The organism is Streptomyces sp. NPDC040718, assembly GCF_055593565.1.
In genome coordinates this window covers 496891-512999 of sequence record NZ_JBVIXO010000001.1, presented here as the reverse complement: position 1 = coordinate 512999, position 16109 = coordinate 496891, and the positions used below count along the sequence as shown (strand labels likewise).

Annotated in this window: 18 protein-coding genes; 10 read left to right on the top strand and 8 right to left on the bottom strand. The window is 73.3% G+C overall.

Going from position 1 to position 16109, the window contains the following annotated elements; translation table 11 throughout:
* Window positions 1–72 precede the first annotated feature (72 nt).
* Complete coding sequence (locus ACZ597_RS02315) at window positions 73–513, top strand: hypothetical protein (RefSeq protein WP_471323816.1); 441 nt, start codon at window positions 73–75, stop codon at window positions 511–513.
* Window positions 514–573: 60 nt separating this feature from the next.
* Here the strand turns inward: ACZ597_RS02315 and ACZ597_RS02310 are convergent, their stop codons facing one another.
* The 3 genes from ACZ597_RS02310 to ACZ597_RS02300 form a co-directional block, all read right to left on the bottom strand.
* Window positions 574–1557, bottom strand: coding sequence for an RNA polymerase sigma factor SigF (locus ACZ597_RS02310; RefSeq protein WP_471325094.1), 984 nt, complete (start codon window positions 1555–1557; stop codon window positions 574–576).
* Window positions 1558–1568: 11 nt separating this feature from the next.
* Window positions 1569–1982 (bottom strand): ATP-binding protein, encoded by a 414-nt coding sequence (locus ACZ597_RS02305; RefSeq protein WP_033218654.1) that lies wholly within the window; start codon window positions 1980–1982, stop codon window positions 1569–1571.
* Window positions 1983–2238: 256 nt separating this feature from the next.
* Window positions 2239–2499, bottom strand: coding sequence for a UBP-type zinc finger domain-containing protein (locus tag ACZ597_RS02300; protein WP_405978653.1), 261 nt, complete (start codon window positions 2497–2499; stop codon window positions 2239–2241).
* Window positions 2500–2564: 65 nt separating this feature from the next.
* Between ACZ597_RS02300 and ACZ597_RS02295 the strand changes: the two genes are divergently transcribed.
* Complete coding sequence (locus ACZ597_RS02295) at window positions 2565–4148, top strand: Na+/H+ antiporter (protein WP_471323813.1); 1584 nt, start codon at window positions 2565–2567, stop codon at window positions 4146–4148.
* Here the strand turns inward: ACZ597_RS02295 and ACZ597_RS02290 are convergent.
* From ACZ597_RS02290 to ACZ597_RS02275, 4 genes are all read right to left on the bottom strand, one after another.
* On the bottom strand, window positions 4127–5050 hold the full coding sequence (locus tag ACZ597_RS02290) for a 1-aminocyclopropane-1-carboxylate deaminase/D-cysteine desulfhydrase (protein WP_471323811.1): 924 nt from the start codon (window positions 5048–5050) through the stop codon (window positions 4127–4129). The genes ACZ597_RS02295 and ACZ597_RS02290 overlap by 22 nt on opposite strands.
* Window positions 5051–5177: 127 nt before the next feature.
* Window positions 5178–5768: an N-acetylmuramoyl-L-alanine amidase gene (locus ACZ597_RS02285; RefSeq protein WP_471323807.1), complete on the bottom strand. Its 591-nt coding sequence runs from the start codon at window positions 5766–5768 to the stop codon at window positions 5178–5180.
* A gap of 92 nt (window positions 5769–5860) precedes the next feature.
* Window positions 5861–7060 (bottom strand): globin domain-containing protein, encoded by a 1200-nt coding sequence (locus ACZ597_RS02280; RefSeq protein WP_471323804.1) that lies wholly within the window; start codon window positions 7058–7060, stop codon window positions 5861–5863.
* Between the two features lie 100 nt (window positions 7061–7160).
* Window positions 7161–7610: an RrF2 family transcriptional regulator gene (locus ACZ597_RS02275; RefSeq protein WP_469111143.1), complete on the bottom strand. Its 450-nt coding sequence runs from the start codon at window positions 7608–7610 to the stop codon at window positions 7161–7163.
* A 225-nt stretch (window positions 7611–7835) separates the two neighbouring features.
* On the opposite strand from ACZ597_RS02275, the gene ACZ597_RS02270 reads away from it, so the two are divergent.
* The 5 genes from ACZ597_RS02270 (at window position 7836) to ACZ597_RS02250 (ending at window position 11962) form a co-directional block, all read left to right on the top strand.
* Window positions 7836–9245: a family 2B encapsulin nanocompartment shell protein gene (locus ACZ597_RS02270; RefSeq protein ID WP_471323801.1), complete on the top strand. Its 1410-nt coding sequence runs from the start codon at window positions 7836–7838 to the stop codon at window positions 9243–9245.
* Complete coding sequence (locus ACZ597_RS02265) at window positions 9233–10288, top strand: family 2 encapsulin nanocompartment cargo protein polyprenyl transferase (protein ID WP_471325092.1); 1056 nt, start codon at window positions 9233–9235, stop codon at window positions 10286–10288. The genes ACZ597_RS02270 and ACZ597_RS02265 overlap by 13 nt, the downstream gene beginning before the upstream one ends.
* 148 nt (window positions 10289–10436) lie before the next feature.
* Window positions 10437–11030 (top strand): GNAT family N-acetyltransferase, encoded by a 594-nt coding sequence (locus ACZ597_RS02260; RefSeq protein WP_471323798.1) that lies wholly within the window; start codon window positions 10437–10439, stop codon window positions 11028–11030.
* 101 nt (window positions 11031–11131) lie between these two features.
* Complete coding sequence (locus tag ACZ597_RS02255; RefSeq protein WP_471323795.1) at window positions 11132–11716, top strand: dihydrofolate reductase family protein; 585 nt, start codon at window positions 11132–11134, stop codon at window positions 11714–11716.
* A gap of 42 nt (window positions 11717–11758) precedes the next feature.
* The gene (locus tag ACZ597_RS02250; protein ID WP_471323792.1) at window positions 11759–11962 is read left to right on the top strand and encodes a hypothetical protein; all 204 of its coding nucleotides are present in this window, start codon (window positions 11759–11761) and stop codon (window positions 11960–11962) included.
* A 3-nt stretch (window positions 11963–11965) separates the two neighbouring features.
* Here ACZ597_RS02250 and snpA read toward each other — a convergent pair whose 3' ends face one another.
* The gene (gene snpA / locus ACZ597_RS02245; RefSeq protein WP_471323789.1) at window positions 11966–12631 is read right to left on the bottom strand and encodes a snapalysin; all 666 of its coding nucleotides are present in this window, start codon (window positions 12629–12631) and stop codon (window positions 11966–11968) included.
* A 224-nt stretch (window positions 12632–12855) separates the two neighbouring features.
* Between snpA and ACZ597_RS02240 the strand changes: the two genes are divergently transcribed.
* The 3 genes from ACZ597_RS02240 (at window position 12856) to ACZ597_RS02230 (ending at window position 16104) form a co-directional block, all read left to right on the top strand.
* Window positions 12856–13788: a LysR family transcriptional regulator gene (locus ACZ597_RS02240; RefSeq protein ID WP_471323786.1), complete on the top strand. Its 933-nt coding sequence runs from the start codon at window positions 12856–12858 to the stop codon at window positions 13786–13788.
* Between the two features lie 515 nt (window positions 13789–14303).
* Complete coding sequence (locus ACZ597_RS02235) at window positions 14304–15218, top strand: DUF4097 family beta strand repeat-containing protein (protein WP_471323783.1); 915 nt, start codon at window positions 14304–14306, stop codon at window positions 15216–15218.
* Window position 15219: 1 nt separating this feature from the next.
* On the top strand, window positions 15220–16104 hold the full coding sequence (locus ACZ597_RS02230; protein WP_471323781.1) for a PadR family transcriptional regulator: 885 nt from the start codon (window positions 15220–15222) through the stop codon (window positions 16102–16104).
* Window positions 16105–16109: the final 5 nt, after the last annotated feature.

Here is a 16109-nt window from a genome sequence, read left to right as displayed (position 1 = left end):
ACCCACCCCTCCATATGCGGCCCATACCGACCGTACCGTCCGGGCCCTCCGGCCCGCGGCTACCCTGCTGGGGTGAGCAAGAAGCCGAGCCCCCAAGCCCCCGCCGCCCCCGAGCCCGCAGCGCTGCCGGGCCGGCTGACCGCCGCCGCCGCACTGACCGCGCTGGAGGGCCTGGCCCTGGCCGGGCTCGGCGTCTACATGCTGTTCGTCGGCATCGCCGGCGACCCCGACTCCCCGCAGCAGGCCGAGACCGGCGGCATCACCTTGCTCGCCCTCGCCGCTCTCCCGCTGATCGCGGCGCGCGGGCTGCGCCTGGGCCGCCGCTGGAGCCGCGGCCCGGCGCTGATCACGCAGCTGATGGCGCTGCCGGTGGCCTGGACCCTGTGGACCACCGGCGGGGCGATGACCGCCGCCGCCGTGGCCCTCGCCCTGGCCGCGGTGGCCGTCGCCGCGCTGCTGGTGAACCCGACGGCGACCGAGGCGCTCGGCATCGGACCGGGGGGCACCCCCTAGTTCCGACGGATCCGGCGGCCCGGGGCCCGACCGGAGCCGGGTCCTCCTTCTCCTCCCCGGCTACTCCTCGACGAGGAGCTTCTCCCGGAGCTGGGCCAGGGTGCGGGCCAGCAGCCGCGAGACGTGCATCTGCGAGATGCCGACCTCCTGCGCGATCTGCGACTGGGTCATGTTGCCGAAGAAGCGCAGCAGCAGGATCCGCTTCTCCCTCGGCGGCAGCCCCTCCAGCAGGGGCTTGAGGGACTCCCGGTACTCGACGCCCTCCAGCGCCTCGTCCTCGGAGCCCAGGGTGTCCGCGACCGCCGGCGACTCGTCGTCGGTGTCCGGCACGTCCAGGGAGAGCGTGCTGTAGGCATTGGCCGACTCCAGCCCCTCCAGCACCTCCTCCTCGGAGATCCCCAGCCGCTCGGCCAGCTCGTGCACCGTCGGGGACCGGCCGTGCTGCTGGGACAGCTCCGCCGTGGCCGTGGTCAGCGAGAGCCGCAGCTCCTGGAGCCGCCGGGGTACGCGTACCGCCCAGCCCTTGTCGCGGAAGTGCCGCTTGATCTCGCCCACCACGGTGGGTGTGGCGTACGTGGAGAACTCGACCCCGCGGTCCGGGTCGAACCGGTCCACCGACTTGATCAGGCCGATGGTGGCGACCTGGGTCAGGTCGTCCAGCGGCTCGCCGCGGTTGCGGAACCGCCGCGCCAGGTGCTCGACCAGCGGCAGGTGCATCCGGACCAGCCGGTTGCGCAGCTCCGCCCGCTCGGGTGATCCCTCGGGCAGCCGGCGCAGCTCGAAGAACAGGGCCCGCGCGCCGCTGCGGTCCCGCGGATCCGGCACCGCCAGGGGCGCGGCCGGCGCCTCCGGGGCCTCTGCCTCCGGGGGCTGTGGTTGTTCGTGCTGGTTCTCGCTCATAGGGCCCGCCCGTCGCTCCGCCGAGTCCAAAAAGCCGTCTTCCGCATCCGCGTCAGCCGGGTGCGGCCGGGCGTGCTGCTGCTCCGGGATGCCGCCGTCGACCTCGTGCCTCACCCGGGGCCGATCCCCGCCCCGCACCGGGATCTCCCCGCCGCTCACGCCGGGCCTGGCCCCGCGCCGCGCTGTTTGTAGAGGCTGATGCTCACTGTCTTGTTCTCCTCGACCGTCGCCTCGACCTTGCCGGCCAGGGCCGACAGGACCGTCCACGCGAACGTGTCGCGCTCCGGCGCCCGCCCGTCCGTGGTCGGGGCGGAGACGGTCACTTCCAGCGAATCGTCGATCAGCCGGAAGACGCAGCTGAGGACGGAGCCCGGCACGGCCTGCTGGAGCAGGATCGCGCAGGCCTCGTCCACCGCGATGCGGAGGTCCTCGATCTCGTCGAGGGTGAAGTCCAAACGTGCCGCGAGGCCGGCCGTGGCCGTTCGCAGCACCGACAGGTAGGCACCCGCAGCCGGCAGCCGGACTTCCACGAAGTCCTGGGTCCCGGGCTCGCCTGCGATCTGGGACACCCTCACCTCCAAGGTGGTACGAGCTCTGTTCGCCGGTGACGCTATCGCGATCCGGGCGATCGTGTCGCGGCACCCCTCATGGCGCCCGCTTGGAGCGACCGGGCCGACCCCGCCAAGTGCGGTGACTGATGGTAAGCCCATGAGTACGCACAGTGGCTAGAGGTCTGCGGGCCCAATTCGGGGGAACCGGCGGAGGGTTGACCTACCCCGCTGCCGCCGATCGAACCGTCGTCCCGGGAAGATCCAATCCGGGTCTTCAGACGAGGGAACCGTCGACGAAACACCAGCGCCAGGTTTCGCCCGGTTCGAAGCTCCGCATCACCGGGTGCCCGCTCTCGTGGTGGTGGGCGGTGGCGTGCCGGTGGGGGGAGGAGTCGCAGCACCCCACGTACCCGCAGCCGAGGCACATCCGCAGCTGTACCGGATGGCTCCCGAGCACCTCGCATTCCGGGCAGGTCAACGCATGCGGGACCGGCTCGGGGCGCGGCAGTTCGGCAACGTGGGTGCACTCGCTCATGATGGCCAGGTTACGGCCGGGGTGCGGGCGCGACGACGGTGACGACGGATGGGGATGGATCTTCGATGGAGGTATTGCCGCTGGTGGCGCTGATCGCCGGGAGCGCCGCCGTGGCGGGTGCCGCCCGGCGCACACCCGTGCCGGCGCCGCTGCTGCTGGTCGCCGCGGGGCTGGTCGCGGCGTACGTGCCGGGGGTGCCCTCGTACGCCCTCGACCCGCACATCGTGCTGCCGCTGCTGCTCCCGCCGCTGCTGCACACGGCGGCGGTGGACAGCTCGTACCTGGACCTGCGGGCCAACGTGCGCCCGATCGCGCTGCTGTCGGTGGGCTACGTGCTCTTCGCGACGCTCGCCGTCGGCTACGTCGCGTACCTGGTGGTGCCGGGACTGTCGCTGCCGGTGGCGCTGGTGCTGGGCGCGGTGATCGCGCCGCCGGACGCGGTCGCGGCGACGGCGATCGCGCGGCGGCTGGGGCTGCCGAACCGGATGACGACGATCCTGCAGGGCGAGTCCCTGGTGAACGACGCCACCGCCATCACCGCCTACAAGGTGGCGCTGGCCGCGGCGGTCGGCGTGGGCGCCGGCTGGGCGGGCGGGGTCGCGGAGTTCCTGCTGGCGTCGGTGGGCGGGGTCGGGGTGGGCCTGCTGCTGATGGTCCCCATCCACTGGCTGCGCAAGCGGCTGAAGGAGCCGCTGCTGCAGAACACCCTGTCCCTGCTCATCCCGTTCGTGGCGTACGCGGCGGCGGAGCGGGTGCACGCTTCGGGGGTGCTGGCCGTGGTGGTCGTCGGGCTGTACCTCGGCCACCGCAACTGGCAGGTCGACTTCGCGACGCGGCTCCAGGAGGAGGCCGTGTGGAAGGTGGTCGCCTTCGTGCTGGAGTCGGTGGTCTTCGCGCTGATCGGGCTCCAGCTGCCGGTGGTGCTGAAGGGGCTCGGGGAGTACGAGGGGGCGGCCGCGGCCTGGTACGCCCTCGCGGTGTTCCTCGCGGTGGTGGCGGCGCGGTTCGTGTGGGTGTTCCCGGCGACCTTCGTGCCGAGGTGGGTGTCGGAGCGGATCCGGCACCGGGAGCCCGAGACGGACTGGAAGTCCCCGACGATCGTGGGATGGGCCGGCATGCGCGGCGTCGTCTCGCTGGCGATCGCGTTCTCCGTGCCGATGGACGTGCCGCACCGGAACCTGATCCTGTTCCTCACCTTCACCACCGTCATCGGCACCCTGGTGGTGCAGGGCCTCACCCTCCCGCCCCTGATCAGGTTGCTGAAGCTGCCGCCGCGGGACGCGCAGGCGGAGACCCTCGCGGAGGCGCAGGCGCAGAGCGAGGCCTCGCGGGCGGCGGAGGAGCGGCTGGCGGAGCTGCTGGAGGACCCGGAGAACAGCACCCTGCCGCCGCCGCTGGCGGACCGGCTGCGGACGGTCCTGGAACGGCGGCGCAACGCGGTCTGGGAGCGGCTGGGCGAGGTCAACCCGGTGACGGGGGAGTCGGCGGACGACGTCTACCGGCGGCTGGCCCGGGAGATGATCGAGGCCGAGCGCGAGGTGTTCGTCTCCCTCCGCGACCGCCGCCGCATCGACGACGAGATGCTCCGCGCGCTGCTGCGCCGCCTGGACCTGGAGGAGGCCGCGGCCTACCGGGAGGAGTCGGGCTGACCTTCCCCGGCCGGGCGGCCGGTGACGACGGCCGTCAGGGTGGTGCCCCGGGGGAAGGCGCCGGCGGCGGTGAGGGCGTGCAGGGCCCAGAGGAGTTTCGCCACGTAGATCCGCTCCACCGGGAGCCCGTGCCGGGAACCGAAGTCGGCGGCGAAGGCGTCCAGGGCCGCCGGGACGCGGGCGTAGCCGCCGTGGTCGTAGCCCTCCGCCAGGGTCCAGTCGCCGGCCGGGCCGCCGAAGGCCAGCGCCTGGAGGGAACGTATCTCCGCGCCCAGGAAGCCCCCGGCCAGCACCGGTACGCCCAGCGCCCGCTGCCCCGGCGCCAGCCCCGCCGCGAGGCCGGCCAGGGTGCCGCCCGTACCGCAGGCCACCGCCACCACGTCGGAGGCCCCGCGCAGCTCGCGGCCCAGTTCCGCGCAGCCGGTGAGGGCGAGGGCGTTGCTGCCGCCCTCGGGGACCACGTACGCCCCCGTGGCCCCGGCGGCGTCCAGGAGGCGGTCCCGGGTGTCCGGGTCGGCCTTGCGGCGGTACTCGGAGCGGGTGGCGAAGTGCAGCCGCATGCCGTCGGCGGCGCAGCGGGCGAGGGAGTCGTTGAGGGGGCGGTCTGCCAGCTCGTCGCCCCGGACGATGCCGACCGTCTCCAGGCCGAGCAGCCGGCCGGCGGCCGCGGTGGCCCGGAGGTGGTTGGAGTAGGCCCCGCCGAAGGTGGCGAGCCGGCCGTGGCCCCCCTCCAGCGCCGCCCGGAGGTTCGGCGCGAGCTTGCGCCATTTGTTGCCGGGCAGCTCCGGATGGACCAGGTCGTCCCGCTTGAGCAGGAGCCGCACCCCGTGCGCGGCGAAGCGATCGTCGGCCGCCTCGACGAGGGGGGACGGCGGGCGGGGGCGCAGTTCGGGGTGGGTCACCCGCCCATTGTCAGGGCGGGCGCGGGGTGATGTGGGGGACGGTGACCCCGGGCGGGAGGTGCCGCCCGGGGTCGGTGAAGCCCCGGTCGAGGGCGAAGCGCCGGGGCGGGGGCGGTCGACCGGTTCGTCACTTGAGGCGGTCGGCGACGCGTTCGCGCAGCCAGTCCATGGTGAAGCCCCTGGGGTCGATCTTGCCGGGCTGCCATTCGCGGTGGCCGATGACCGAGCGGGCGCTCCAGCCGTGGACCCGGCAGACGGCGGCCGCCGCGCGGGCGATGGCGTCGAGCTGGGCGGGCGGCCAGGGGTCCTCGCCGTCGCCGAGGTTCTCGCACTCGAAGCCGTAGAAGTACCGGTTGCCGTCGGTGTCGGCGTGGTGGTCCGGCGGCAGCCGCTTTTCGGCGATCACGGCCGCCAGGACGTCGGAGTCGCCGGCGCCGGCGTGGTTGGTGCGGCCGTGGCCGACGAGGTGGACCCGGCCGTCCTTGGTGATGACGCCGTGGCAGAGGGGGCCGGGCAGGGCGGAGTCGCCGTCGCGGCAGAGCTCCACGGTGTACGCGGTGCCGTGCGTGACGGTGTGGTGGACCATCACCCCGTGCACCGGCCCCCAGGGGCCCTTGTGGTTCCGGTTGTGGGTGCGCCAGGCGCCCACTTCCACGACGGTCAGGCCTTCGGCGCGCAGCGCCTGGATGAAGCGGTCAGCGGACATGGGTGCGGACACGACCGCCTCCTTTCACCGTGTGTGTTCGTACGGTCACTTAACGGTGTAGTGGAGGCGGCCCTTCCGGGGCTAGGGCGTCTTTCGGCCAGCCGTCACGCCGAGGCCAGCCACAGGTCGGGGCCGAAGACCTCGTAGTGGATGTCGGAGGCCGGGACGCCCTTGGCGATCAGCTGGGCGCGCACCGACCGCATGAAGGGGAGCGGCCCGCACAGGTACGCCCGGGTGCCGGGCGCGACCGGGACGGCGCCGAGGTCGACGAGGCCGGTGGAGTCGCCGGCCTCGGCCCCGGCCTCGTACCAGAAGCGGGCCGTGGCGTCGGCGAGCTTGTGGGTCAGCGCGCGGTGGTCCGGGCGCAGGGCGTGGTCGGCGGGGCTGCGGTCGGCGTGCAGCACGGTGACCGGGCCGGTGTGCCCGGTCTCGGCCAGGTGCTCCAGCATCGACAGCATCGGGGTGCAGCCGATGCCCGCCGAGGCGAGCAGCACGGGCGAGTCCGGCTCCCGGAGGGCGAGGTCCCCGTACGGGGCCGAGACGCGCAGGGTGTCGCCGGTGTGGACGCGGGCGTGGAGGTGGTGGGAGACCTCGCCGTCGGGGCCGCCGCCGGCCGCCGCGCCGTGGACCCGCTTGACGGTGATCGCGCGGACGGGGGAGCCGGGGGAGGCGGAGAGGCTGTACTGGCGGATCTGGCGGGCGCCGTCGGGCAGTTCGACCTGGACCGAGACGTACTGGCCGGGCTTGGAACCGGGGGCGGGGGCGCCGTCGGCGGGGGCCAGGTGGAAGGTGGTGCAGTCGGCCGTCTCCTCGATCCGCGCGGCCACCGTCCACTCCCGCCAGACGTCCCCGGCGAGCACCTGCTGTTCGGCGTAGAGCCGCTCCTCGATGGCGGTCAGGGCGTTCGCCATCAGCCAGTACACCTCGTCCCAGGCCTGGGCGACCTCGGGCGTGACGGCCTCGCCGAGGACCTCGGCCATGGCCTCGAAGAGGTGCCGGTGGACGACCGGGTACTGCTCGCGGGTGACGCCGAGGGAGGCGTGCTTGTGGGCGATGCGGTTCAGCATCACGTCGGGGCGGGTGTCCGGGTGCTCCACGAGGTGGGTGGCGAAGGCGGCGATCGAGCCGGCGAGGGCCTGCTTCTGGAGTCCGGCGTTCTGGTTGCCGCGGTTGAACAGGTCCTGGAGCAGGGCCGGGTGGGCCGCGAAGAGCTTCGAGTAGAACAGCTCCGTGATGTCCGTGATGGCGGCCCCGACGGCGGGCAGGGTGGCGCGTACGGTCGCGGTCGACTTCTCCGACAGCATGGCGGCTCCTTGCTTAATTGGTATTGCAGATTCGTATTAAAGAGTTCGCGGCGGCCCGCCGCCATGCGGAGATCCGTTCGAAGGCGGGTCGGGGGGTGCGTCAATCGGCCACTCGGCCGCCGCCGCTCGAAATGCCCAGGAGCAGGGGCCCCGTGGGGGCCGCCACCAGCTCGTTCACCGTGAGCGGGTCAAGTGCGGCGAAGAACGCCTCCTGGGCCCGGCGCAGCGCGCCGCGCAGTACGCACGCCCCGCGCAGCGGGCACGGTGTGGCGCCCTCGCAGTCCACGACGTCGCCCGCGCCCTCCAGCTCGCGCACCACCCCGCCCACCGAGGCGGCGCGCCCGGCGGCGGTGAGCGCGAGCCCGCCGCCGCGGCCCCGCCGGGCCTCGACCAGTCCGAGATGCTGCAGCCTGGCGACCACCTTGGCGGTGTGGGTGTACGGGACCTCCATGGTCGCCGCCACCTCTCGGGTGGTGGGGAGGTCCGTGTCCTCGACGGCCAGGCGCATGAGCACGCGCAGCGCCAGGTCGGTGAATCGCGTCAGCCGCATGACCCCAGCGTAGAAAACTGGCATCTCAGATACAAATTAAGAGCGGCGGGGCGTGCGGGATGGCCGAAACAGGTGAGGTCCGCGGGAGGAAATGTGAAGCAGTTGAACCTTTGAGCATGCCCAGGCCCCCGGGGAGCAGTCCCACCCGTTCGTGTAGTGGTCCGGTCACTCGGCGCACTGGAAGGCTTCCCTCCCGCAGACCATGGAGTGATCGGAAGGAAAGACATGTCGGTCCAGGCAGGTTCCGAAGCCGAAACCCGGACACCGCAGAGCAGTCTCGGGACCGCGGCCGCGCGGAACTTGGCAACCACGACCAAGTCCGCGCCGCAGATGCAGGAGATCACCTCGCGGTGGCTGCTGAAGACGCTCCCGTGGGTCTCGGTGCAGGGCGGTGCCTACCGGGTCAACCGCCGCCTCAGCCACACCGTCGGCAACGGCGTCGTGGAGTTCGTCAAGACCGGCTCCCGGGTCCAGGTCATCCCGGCCGAACTCGGCGAGCTGCCGCTGCTGCGCGACTACGAGGACGCCGAGGTCCTCGGCGAACTCGCCGCGCGCTGCCGCCAGGTCGACTTCCAGGCCGGAGAGGAGCTCACCTCCTTCGGCAGCCCCTCCGACGAGGTCTTCCTGCTCGCCCACGGCCGCGTCGAACAGATCGGTCCCGGCCCCTACGGAGAGGACGCCGTCCTGCGTACCGTCGCGGACGGCGCCTACTTCGGCGAGGCCTCCCTCACCGACGGGGCGGCCATCTGGGAGTACACCGCCCGCGCCGCCACCCCCGGAACGGCCCTCGTACTGTCCCGCCAGGACTTCCTGCTCCTCGCGGACCGGGCCGACTCGCTGCGGGCGCACGTGGACCGCGTACGCACCCGGCCGGAGCGGCACACCAACCCGTACGGCGAGGCCGCGATCGAGCTCTCCGCCGGCCACGTGGGCGAGGCCGTGCTCCCCGGCGCCTTCGCCGACTACGAACCCCGCCCGCGCGAGTACGAACTCTCCATTGCACAAACGGTCCTGCGCGTCCACACCCGCGTCGCCGACCTCTACAACCACCCGATGAACCAGACCGAGCAGCAGCTGCGGCTCACGGTCGAGGCGCTGCGCGAGCGCCAGGAGCACGAGATGCTCAACAACCCGGAGTTCGGCCTGCTCCACAACGCCGACTACGACCAGCGCATCCAGCCCCACGACGGCGCGCCCACCCCGGACGACTTCGACGCCCTGCTGAGCATGCGACGCGACTCCAAGCTGTTCCTGGCGCACCCCGAGGCCATTGCCGCCTTCGGCCGCGAGTGCAACAGGCGCGGCCTCTACCCGGAGACCGTCGACGTCGCCGGCACCCGGGTGACGGCCTGGCGGGGCGTGCCGATCTTCCCGTCCACCAAGATCCCGATCAGCGCCTCCCGTACGACCTCCATCCTGTGCATGCGCACGGGCGAGGAGGAGCAGGGCGTCATCGGCCTCCACCAGCCCGGCATCCCCGACGAGATCGAGCCGAGCACGTCCGTGCGCTTCATGGGGATCGACGACCGGGCGATCATCTCCTACCTGGTCACCGCCTACTTCTCCGCCGCCGTCCTGGTGCCGGACGCGCTCGGCGTCCTGGAGAACGTCGAGATCGGCCGCTGGGACCGGTGACCGCCGACACCGTCGTCGCGGGCGAGGGCCAGGAAGCGGCGGCCCTGCTGGAAGCGACGAGAGAAACGGTCAACCCGGAACTGCGCCGGGCCGTCGAGGGCCTGCCCGGCGCGATGCGCCGGGTGGCGATGTACCACTTCGGCTGGGAGCACGAGGACGGCAGTCCGGCCGCGGGCGGCGCGGGCAAGGCCATCCGGCCCGCCCTCGTGCTCGCCTCGGCACAGGCCCTGGGGGCGACCGGGGAGGCCGTCCGGGGTGCCGTACGGGCGGCGGCGGCCGTCGAGCTCGCGCACAACTTCACGCTGCTCCACGACGACATCATCGACCGGGACGTCCGCCGCCGCGGGCGGCCCACCGCCTGGACCGTCTTCGGGACCCCGCACGCGATCCTCGCGGGCGACGCCATGATGGCGCTCGCCCTGCGGCTGCTCGCCGAGGACCCGCACCCGGCCTCGGCGCGGGCCTCGGCCCGGCTCGCGGCCTGCGTCGTCGAGCTGTGCGAGGGGCAGCAGGCGGACTGCGCCTTCGAGGAGCGCACCCACGTCTCGCTCGACGAGTGCCTGACCATGGCGGCGGCCAAGACCGGGGCGCTCCTGGGCTGCGCGTGCGCGCTGGGAGCGCTGTACGCGGGGGCCGGGCCGGAGGAGGTCGAGGCGATGGACGCCTTCGGGCGGGAGGCGGGGCTGGCATTCCAGCTGATCGACGACCTGATCGGCATCTGGGGCGACCCCGGGCACACCGGCAAGCCCGCCGGGGCCGATCTGCTCGCCCGCAAGAAGTCCCTCCCGGTCGTGGCCGCCCTCACCTCGGGCACCGGGGCCGGGGAGGAGATGGCGCTCCTGTACGCGGGCCCGCTGAAGGAGGACGACGTGCCGCGGGCGGCCCGGGCGGTGGAGCGGGCGGGCGGCCGCGACTGGGCGCAGGCCCACGCCGCCGACCGGATGGGCCGGGCGGTGCAGGAACTGTCCCGGGCGGTGCCCGACCTCGCGGCGGCGGGCGGGCTGCTGGCGCTCGCGGAGTTCGTGACGCGGCGCACCAAGTAGCGGCCGGCTCCCTCCGGGGCCGCGGAGCGGTCTGTTCCGGCGCTGCGGGGCGCCGGAACAGGCCTTTTCGCGGGCGGGAGGCGGGAAGCGCGCGGGGCAACTCTAGGATCACTCGCGGTAGTTGACATGTGAGTGAAGGGTGTGACCCGTGGTGCTGGAGATACGTCAGGCGGATCAGTCGGACCGGGACGCCGTCGCGCGCCTGCTGGACGAGGCCTTCCGCAGCGACCCCGTGAGCAGCTGGGTCTTCCCGGACCCGGAGCACCGGGCCGCCGTGCACGGCAGGTTCCTCGGGGTCTTCGTGGACGTCGCGCTGGCCGAAGGCCGGATCGACTACGCGGTGGACGGCTCGGCCGCGGCGCTGTGGCTGCGCGTCCCGGCGGGCGAGCCGGAGGGGGAGGACGAGGTCCCGGCGAAGATGCGGGCGGTCGCCGACCCGGACAACGAGCGGTGCGAGCTGGTCGGCCGCCTTACGGGGGAGGTGCACCCCACCGCCGAGGAGCACGAGTACCTGCTGATGATCGCGGTGGCGCCCGGCCGGCAGGGGGAGGGGCTGGGCACCGAGCTGATGCGGCCGGTGCTGGAGCGCTGTGACCGGGAGGGGGTCCCGGCCTACCTGGAGGCGAGCAGCGAGCGCAGCAAGGTCCTGTACGAGCGGCTGGGGTGGGAGTTCACTGGTGAGGCGGTACGGCTGCCGGGGGGGCCGCTGATGTGGCCCATGTGGCGCAAGCCGCGGGGGTGAATCCGCGCCCCCGCGAATTGGGGGTTGGCAAAGCACTTCAGGTGAAGTACTTTCACTGACGTGCCCCGGAGCGGCGGCACCCCCGAACGGAAGAGAATCGCTTGCGCAAGCTCACGTACTTCATCGCCACCACCGTCGACGGCTTCATCGGAGCCCCGGACGGCGATGCCGATTTCATCTACGGCTACGTCGACCCCGAGTTCGTCGGCCACCTGACGGCCGAGTACCCGGAGACGATCTCCCGCGGAGGACGCGAGCAGCTCGGCATCGAGGACGCCGCGCCCAAGCGCTTCGACGCGGTGATCATGGGCCGCAACACCTACGAGCCCGGCCTCAAGGCCGGCATGCCCAGCCCCTACGGCCACATGCGCGAGCAGTACGTCGTCTCGCGCAGCCTCACCGTCCCGCCCGACCCGCAGGTGCGGCTCATCAGCGGCGACCTCGTCGCCAAGGTGCGGGAGATGAAGGCGCAGGACGGGCTCGGCATCTGGCTCTGCGGCGGCGCCGACCTGGCGGCCCAGCTGGCGGACGAGATCGACGAGTACATCGTCAAGACCTACCCCGTCGTCGTCGGGACCGGCATGCCGATGTCCCGCGCCGGGTTCGGAGTGCGCCCCCTGGAGCTGACCGGCTGCACCGCCCTCGGCGGCGGCCAGATCGTCACCTCGTACGACGTCAAGCGCTGACCGACCACGTCACGACGCGCGAAACCGGCCTACCGTGGAGGTATGGCCGGTGAAAAGCAGCAGCACGAGCGTGAGCGCGGGACGGTCGCCCCGCGGGCCGGACACGAGCAGCAGACGTGTCCGGCCTGCGGGCGTGCCGTGGAGACGGTGCTCCGACGGCGCAAGTCCCTGGGGATCTTCGTCCCCGAGTGGAGCCCGGGTCCCTGCCGGAACCCGGACTGCACCCTCTACAACCCCGTGGGGTAGCCCCTAGCCCTTGGCGTCCAGACCCGAGGCGACCAGGCCGTTGGCCCACAGCTGGTTGACGCGCGACCGCTCGGCGCTGTTCGGGGTGGCGTTCGTGCACGAGGTGCCCGGGCCTCCGCCCGACATCAGCTCGCTGCACGGACCCGAGTAGTGGTCCGGCAGGCCCAGCACGTGGCCCGTCTCGTGCGCCGTCACACGGGTGGAGTCGTACTGCTGGTTCTGCCGGTAGTCCAGGAAGATGTAACCCCGGCCGTGGCCGTCCGTGCTCGCGTACGAGCCGCGCGAGTCATTGCCCTCGCGGTACGAGAAGTTCCCGCCCGAGGACACCTCCTGGAGCTTCACGTTGGAGACCGAGCTGTTCCAGATGCGGGTGGAGTTGGCTATCTGGGTACGGAAGCTCGGCGCGTTGCGCGTGTTGTAGGTGACGGTGACGGCGAGCGCGCCCGGGTTGGCGGCCCGCTGCTCGGCGATCGAACGCTTCACGGCGTCGAAGAAGGCCCGGTTGGCGGCCTCGTTCTCCTGCGAGCGCTCGTACGCGGCGTAGCTCGCCGGGCTGCCGGCGGGGGCGCTGGTCGCGGCCCCGGCGGAGGGCACGACACCTCCGATGGCGGCGGCGACACCGAGGCCGACGGCGGCGGCGGACAGCATGTTCCTGCGGGAGTGGCGCATGTGGGGGGCTCCTACTCAGCCGGTGCGGTGGGGGGTGGATGGGTCATCCGGTACCGGAGTCTGCGGGAGCCGAACGGGCCCGGGGATGATGTCAGGGCCCGATAGCGCGGAGCTATCGGGCAGGTTTCGGCAAGATTCACCTCGGTCAACTGGCGTGAGAATGGCGGGATTCGGGGGGCTATCGGCGGCTGGTGCGGTACGCGGGGCCCGCCTACCCTCGGGTCATGGAGCTCGAGGTGAGGCACCTGCGCGCACTGTGCGCCATCGAGGACGCCGGAAGTCTGCACAAGGCAGCCCGGCAACTCGGCGTGAGCCAGCCCTCCCTGACGACGCAACTACGGCGCATCGAACGCGCCCTGGACGGCGAACTGTTCCTGCGCGAGCGGACCGGCTGCCGGCCCACCCCCTTCGGACGCACCGTGCTGGGGCGCGCCCGGCCGCTGCTCGCGGACATGGCCGCGCTGGTCGCCGAGGCGCGGGCGGCGGCGAACGGGCCGCGGCTGCGCATCGGTTCGACGGCGAGCCGGGCCCTGCCGGGCTGGCTGAGGCGGCTGCACCGGCGCGCACCGGAGACGGAGACCTCGCTGGTGGTCGACGTCTCGGCGAACGCGCTGCTGCGGATGGCTGCCGGCGGGCAGCTGGACGTGGCGTTCGTGCACGAGGTGGAGGGCAGCCCGCTGCGCGTGCCGGCCGGGCTGGAAGTGCGGGTGCTGATGGAACGCGAGCCGCAGTTCGTGTCCATGTCCCGGGACCATCCCGCCGCGCGGTCGCCGGTGGTGGCGTTAGAGGACCTGGCCGGGGACCGCTGGGCGGTGGACCCCTCGGTCGACGGTGAATGGGACGGCCTCAGAAGGGTCTTCGCCGGGGTGGGGGTCGACCCGCCCGTGCTGCACGCCGACTACCACACGGCGGCCTCGCTGATCGTCTCCGGCGAGGCGGTGGCGCCGTGCCAGCCGACGTCCGGGCCGCGGGACGACATGGCCATCCGGCCGCTGTCGGGGGACCCGCTGGCGGTGCGGCTGCTCCTCGCGACCCGGCCGGGGGAGCACGCGGAGGTCTTCGAGGACCTCCGCGACGCCTACCGCGAAGCCGCCCTCCGCACCCCGCCGTACCGCGCCTGGCTCCGCCGCAGCGGAAGCCCGCTGCTGGTGGCGTAGCCCCTGCCGCTGCCCTGGCCGGGCCCTTGCCGTGCCGCCTCCCCGGCGGGGCCGGTGGTGTGCCCTTGCCCTGGCCGGGGTGGTGGCGTGCCGCCGCGCGGGGCCTGCCCCTCCCCGCCCTTCCACCGTTCCCCGGGGCTGGGCCCCGGACCCCCTGGGGGCCTCCACCCCCATTCCCTCCCCCAGCTGCCGCTGGGAGGTGCCCCAGCGCCTCTGCCGCCGGCGGGGCTGGAGGGTGCCCGCCTTTCCGGCCCCGCCGGCGTTTGAGGCGCGGATGCGGGCGGAGCCCGGGGAACGGTGGAAGGGAGGGTCGGGGACCTCGCCCCGCGCAGCGGCCGACCACCCGCACCCGGGCCACCGGCCCCCGCCACCCGCACCGCCCCCGCCTCCGCCCCGCGTCCGACGGTCGGAGGCGGCGCGTCCGGAAGGAGTTGCTTGACTTCGATTCACCGCGATATATCGTGTCTACAGAAGACGCGATATGTTGCGTGCGTCAGCCTGAGGAGGAGCAGCACATGACAGAGCAGATGACGTGGTCCGTCGCCGCACCGCAGAAGCTCACCTTCGAGCAGCCGGTCCACGACCTCCGCGTACGCGTCGTCGGCGGCACGGTCAACGTGGTCGCCGCCGAGGAGGGCCCGGCCGGGCTGGAGGTCGCCGAGGTCGACGGGCCCCCGCTGCACGTGGTCCAGGACGGCGGCACCCTCACGCTGTCCTACGAGGACCTGCCCTGGAACGGCTCCCAGGGCTTCCGGAAGTGGATCGAGGGCAAGCCGTGGAAGGCCTGGGCCGGCTCCTCCGCGGACGGCCGCAAGGCGTGGGAGCGCAGCGTCACCGTGACGCTGACCGTCCCCGCCGGCACCCGCGTCCAGCTGGCCACCGTCAGCGCCGCCGCCTTCGTCTCCGGGATCTCCGGCGGGACCGAGGTCAACGGGGTCTCGGGTGACGCCACGCTGGTCGGGCTCTCCGGGCGGGTGGAGGCGCGGACCGTGTCCGGCGGTGTCGAGGCGCAGTCCGTCACCGGTGAGTTCGGCTTCCACTCCGTCTCCGGCGGTCTGACGGTGGTCGACGGCGCGGCCGGCAGCGTACGGGCCGACTCGGTCAGCGGCGACATGCTCATCGACCTCGTCCCCGACCCGGACGCCGCCAAGCCGGTGGACATCTTCCTGAACTCCGTGTCCGGCCAGGTCGCCATCCGCCTCCCGCACCCCGCCGACGCCAAGGTCGAGGCCAACACCGCCACCGGCAGCGTCTCCAACGGCTTCGCGGACCTGCGGGTCACCGGCCAGTTCGGTGCCAAGCGGATCACCGGAACCCTCGGCACCGGAACCGGCACCCTGCGCGCCACCACCGTCTCCGGGGCGATCGCCCTGCTGAGCCGCCCGCAGGCCGCGGCCGCTCCCCTCCAGCTCGACAAGAAGGTGCTCTGACATGCCGCCCGTCTTCGCCCACGGCCGCCTCCGCCTCTACCTCCTCAAGCTGCTGGACGAGGCGCCCCGCCACGGGTACGAGGTGATCCGCCTGCTGGAAGAGCGTTTCCAGGGGCTGTACGCGCCCTCCGCGGGCACCGTGTACCCGCGGCTGGCCAAGCTGGAGGCCGAGGGGCTGGTCACGTACGCCACCGAGGGCGGGCGCAAGGTGTACTCCATCACCGAGGCGGGCCGCGCCGAGCTGGCCGACCGGGTCGGGGAGCTGGCCGACCTGGAACTGGAGATCCGGGACTCCGTCTCCGAGCTGGCCGCCGAGATCCGTGACGACGTCCGCGGCGCCGCCGGCGACCTGCGCCGCGAGATGCGGGCCGCGGCCTCCGCGACGACGACCCACTTGGAGGACGAGTCCTGGAAGGTCGCCAAGGAGGAGTTCCGCAAGGCCAGGCAGGAGTGGAAGGAGCAGGCCCGCCGGGCCAAGGACGAGAGCCGCCGGGCCCGCGAGGAGGCCCAGCAGGCCAGGCACCAGGCCAAGGAGGCCCAGGAGCGGGCCCGCGAGGAGGTGCAGCGGATCGCCGCGCAGCTCCAGGAGCAGTTCGCCAAGTCCGGCGGGGTCCTCGGCAGCCTGGCGGGTGCCTGGCTGGGGAACGGCCACACCGCCCCCGCCCCCGAGGCGTCCGCGGCCCCCGGGCCCGCGGGCTCGGGCTGGGCCGAGGACCTGACGCCCACCGCCGACCCGGCGCGGGACCTGGACCGGCTGCTGGACCGCTTCCGCGACGACGTCCGCGACGCGGCCCGCGACCACGGCGTGACCCCGGCGCAGCTCGCCGAGGCCCGCGCCCACCTGGCGGCCGCCGCCGCCCGCATCGCGGCGGGCCTGAAGGGATAGGGGTG

What these genes read in the sequence shown, in the direction of transcription:
- ACZ597_RS02300 (WP_405978653.1), bottom strand. Translation starts at nt 2,499, where the DNA reads ATGAGCGAGTGCACCCACGTTGCCGAACTGCCGCGCCCCGAGCCGGTC.
- ACZ597_RS02295 (WP_471323813.1), top strand. Translation starts at nt 2,565, where the DNA reads ATGGAGGTATTGCCGCTGGTGGCGCTGATCGCCGGGAGCGCCGCCGTG.
- ACZ597_RS02280 (WP_471323804.1), bottom strand. Translation starts at nt 7,060, where the DNA reads ATGCTGTCGGAGAAGTCGACCGCGACCGTACGCGCCACCCTGCCCGCC.
- ACZ597_RS02275 (WP_469111143.1), bottom strand. Translation starts at nt 7,610, where the DNA reads ATGCGGCTGACGCGATTCACCGACCTGGCGCTGCGCGTGCTCATGCGC.
- ACZ597_RS02270 (WP_471323801.1), top strand. Translation starts at nt 7,836, where the DNA reads ATGTCGGTCCAGGCAGGTTCCGAAGCCGAAACCCGGACACCGCAGAGC.
- ACZ597_RS02250 (WP_471323792.1), top strand. Translation starts at nt 11,759, where the DNA reads ATGGCCGGTGAAAAGCAGCAGCACGAGCGTGAGCGCGGGACGGTCGCC.
- snpA (WP_471323789.1), bottom strand. Translation starts at nt 12,631, where the DNA reads ATGCGCCACTCCCGCAGGAACATGCTGTCCGCCGCCGCCGTCGGCCTC.
- ACZ597_RS02240 (WP_471323786.1), top strand. Translation starts at nt 12,856, where the DNA reads ATGGAGCTCGAGGTGAGGCACCTGCGCGCACTGTGCGCCATCGAGGAC.
- ACZ597_RS02235 (WP_471323783.1), top strand. Translation starts at nt 14,304, where the DNA reads ATGACAGAGCAGATGACGTGGTCCGTCGCCGCACCGCAGAAGCTCACC.
- ACZ597_RS02230 (WP_471323781.1), top strand. Translation starts at nt 15,220, where the DNA reads ATGCCGCCCGTCTTCGCCCACGGCCGCCTCCGCCTCTACCTCCTCAAG.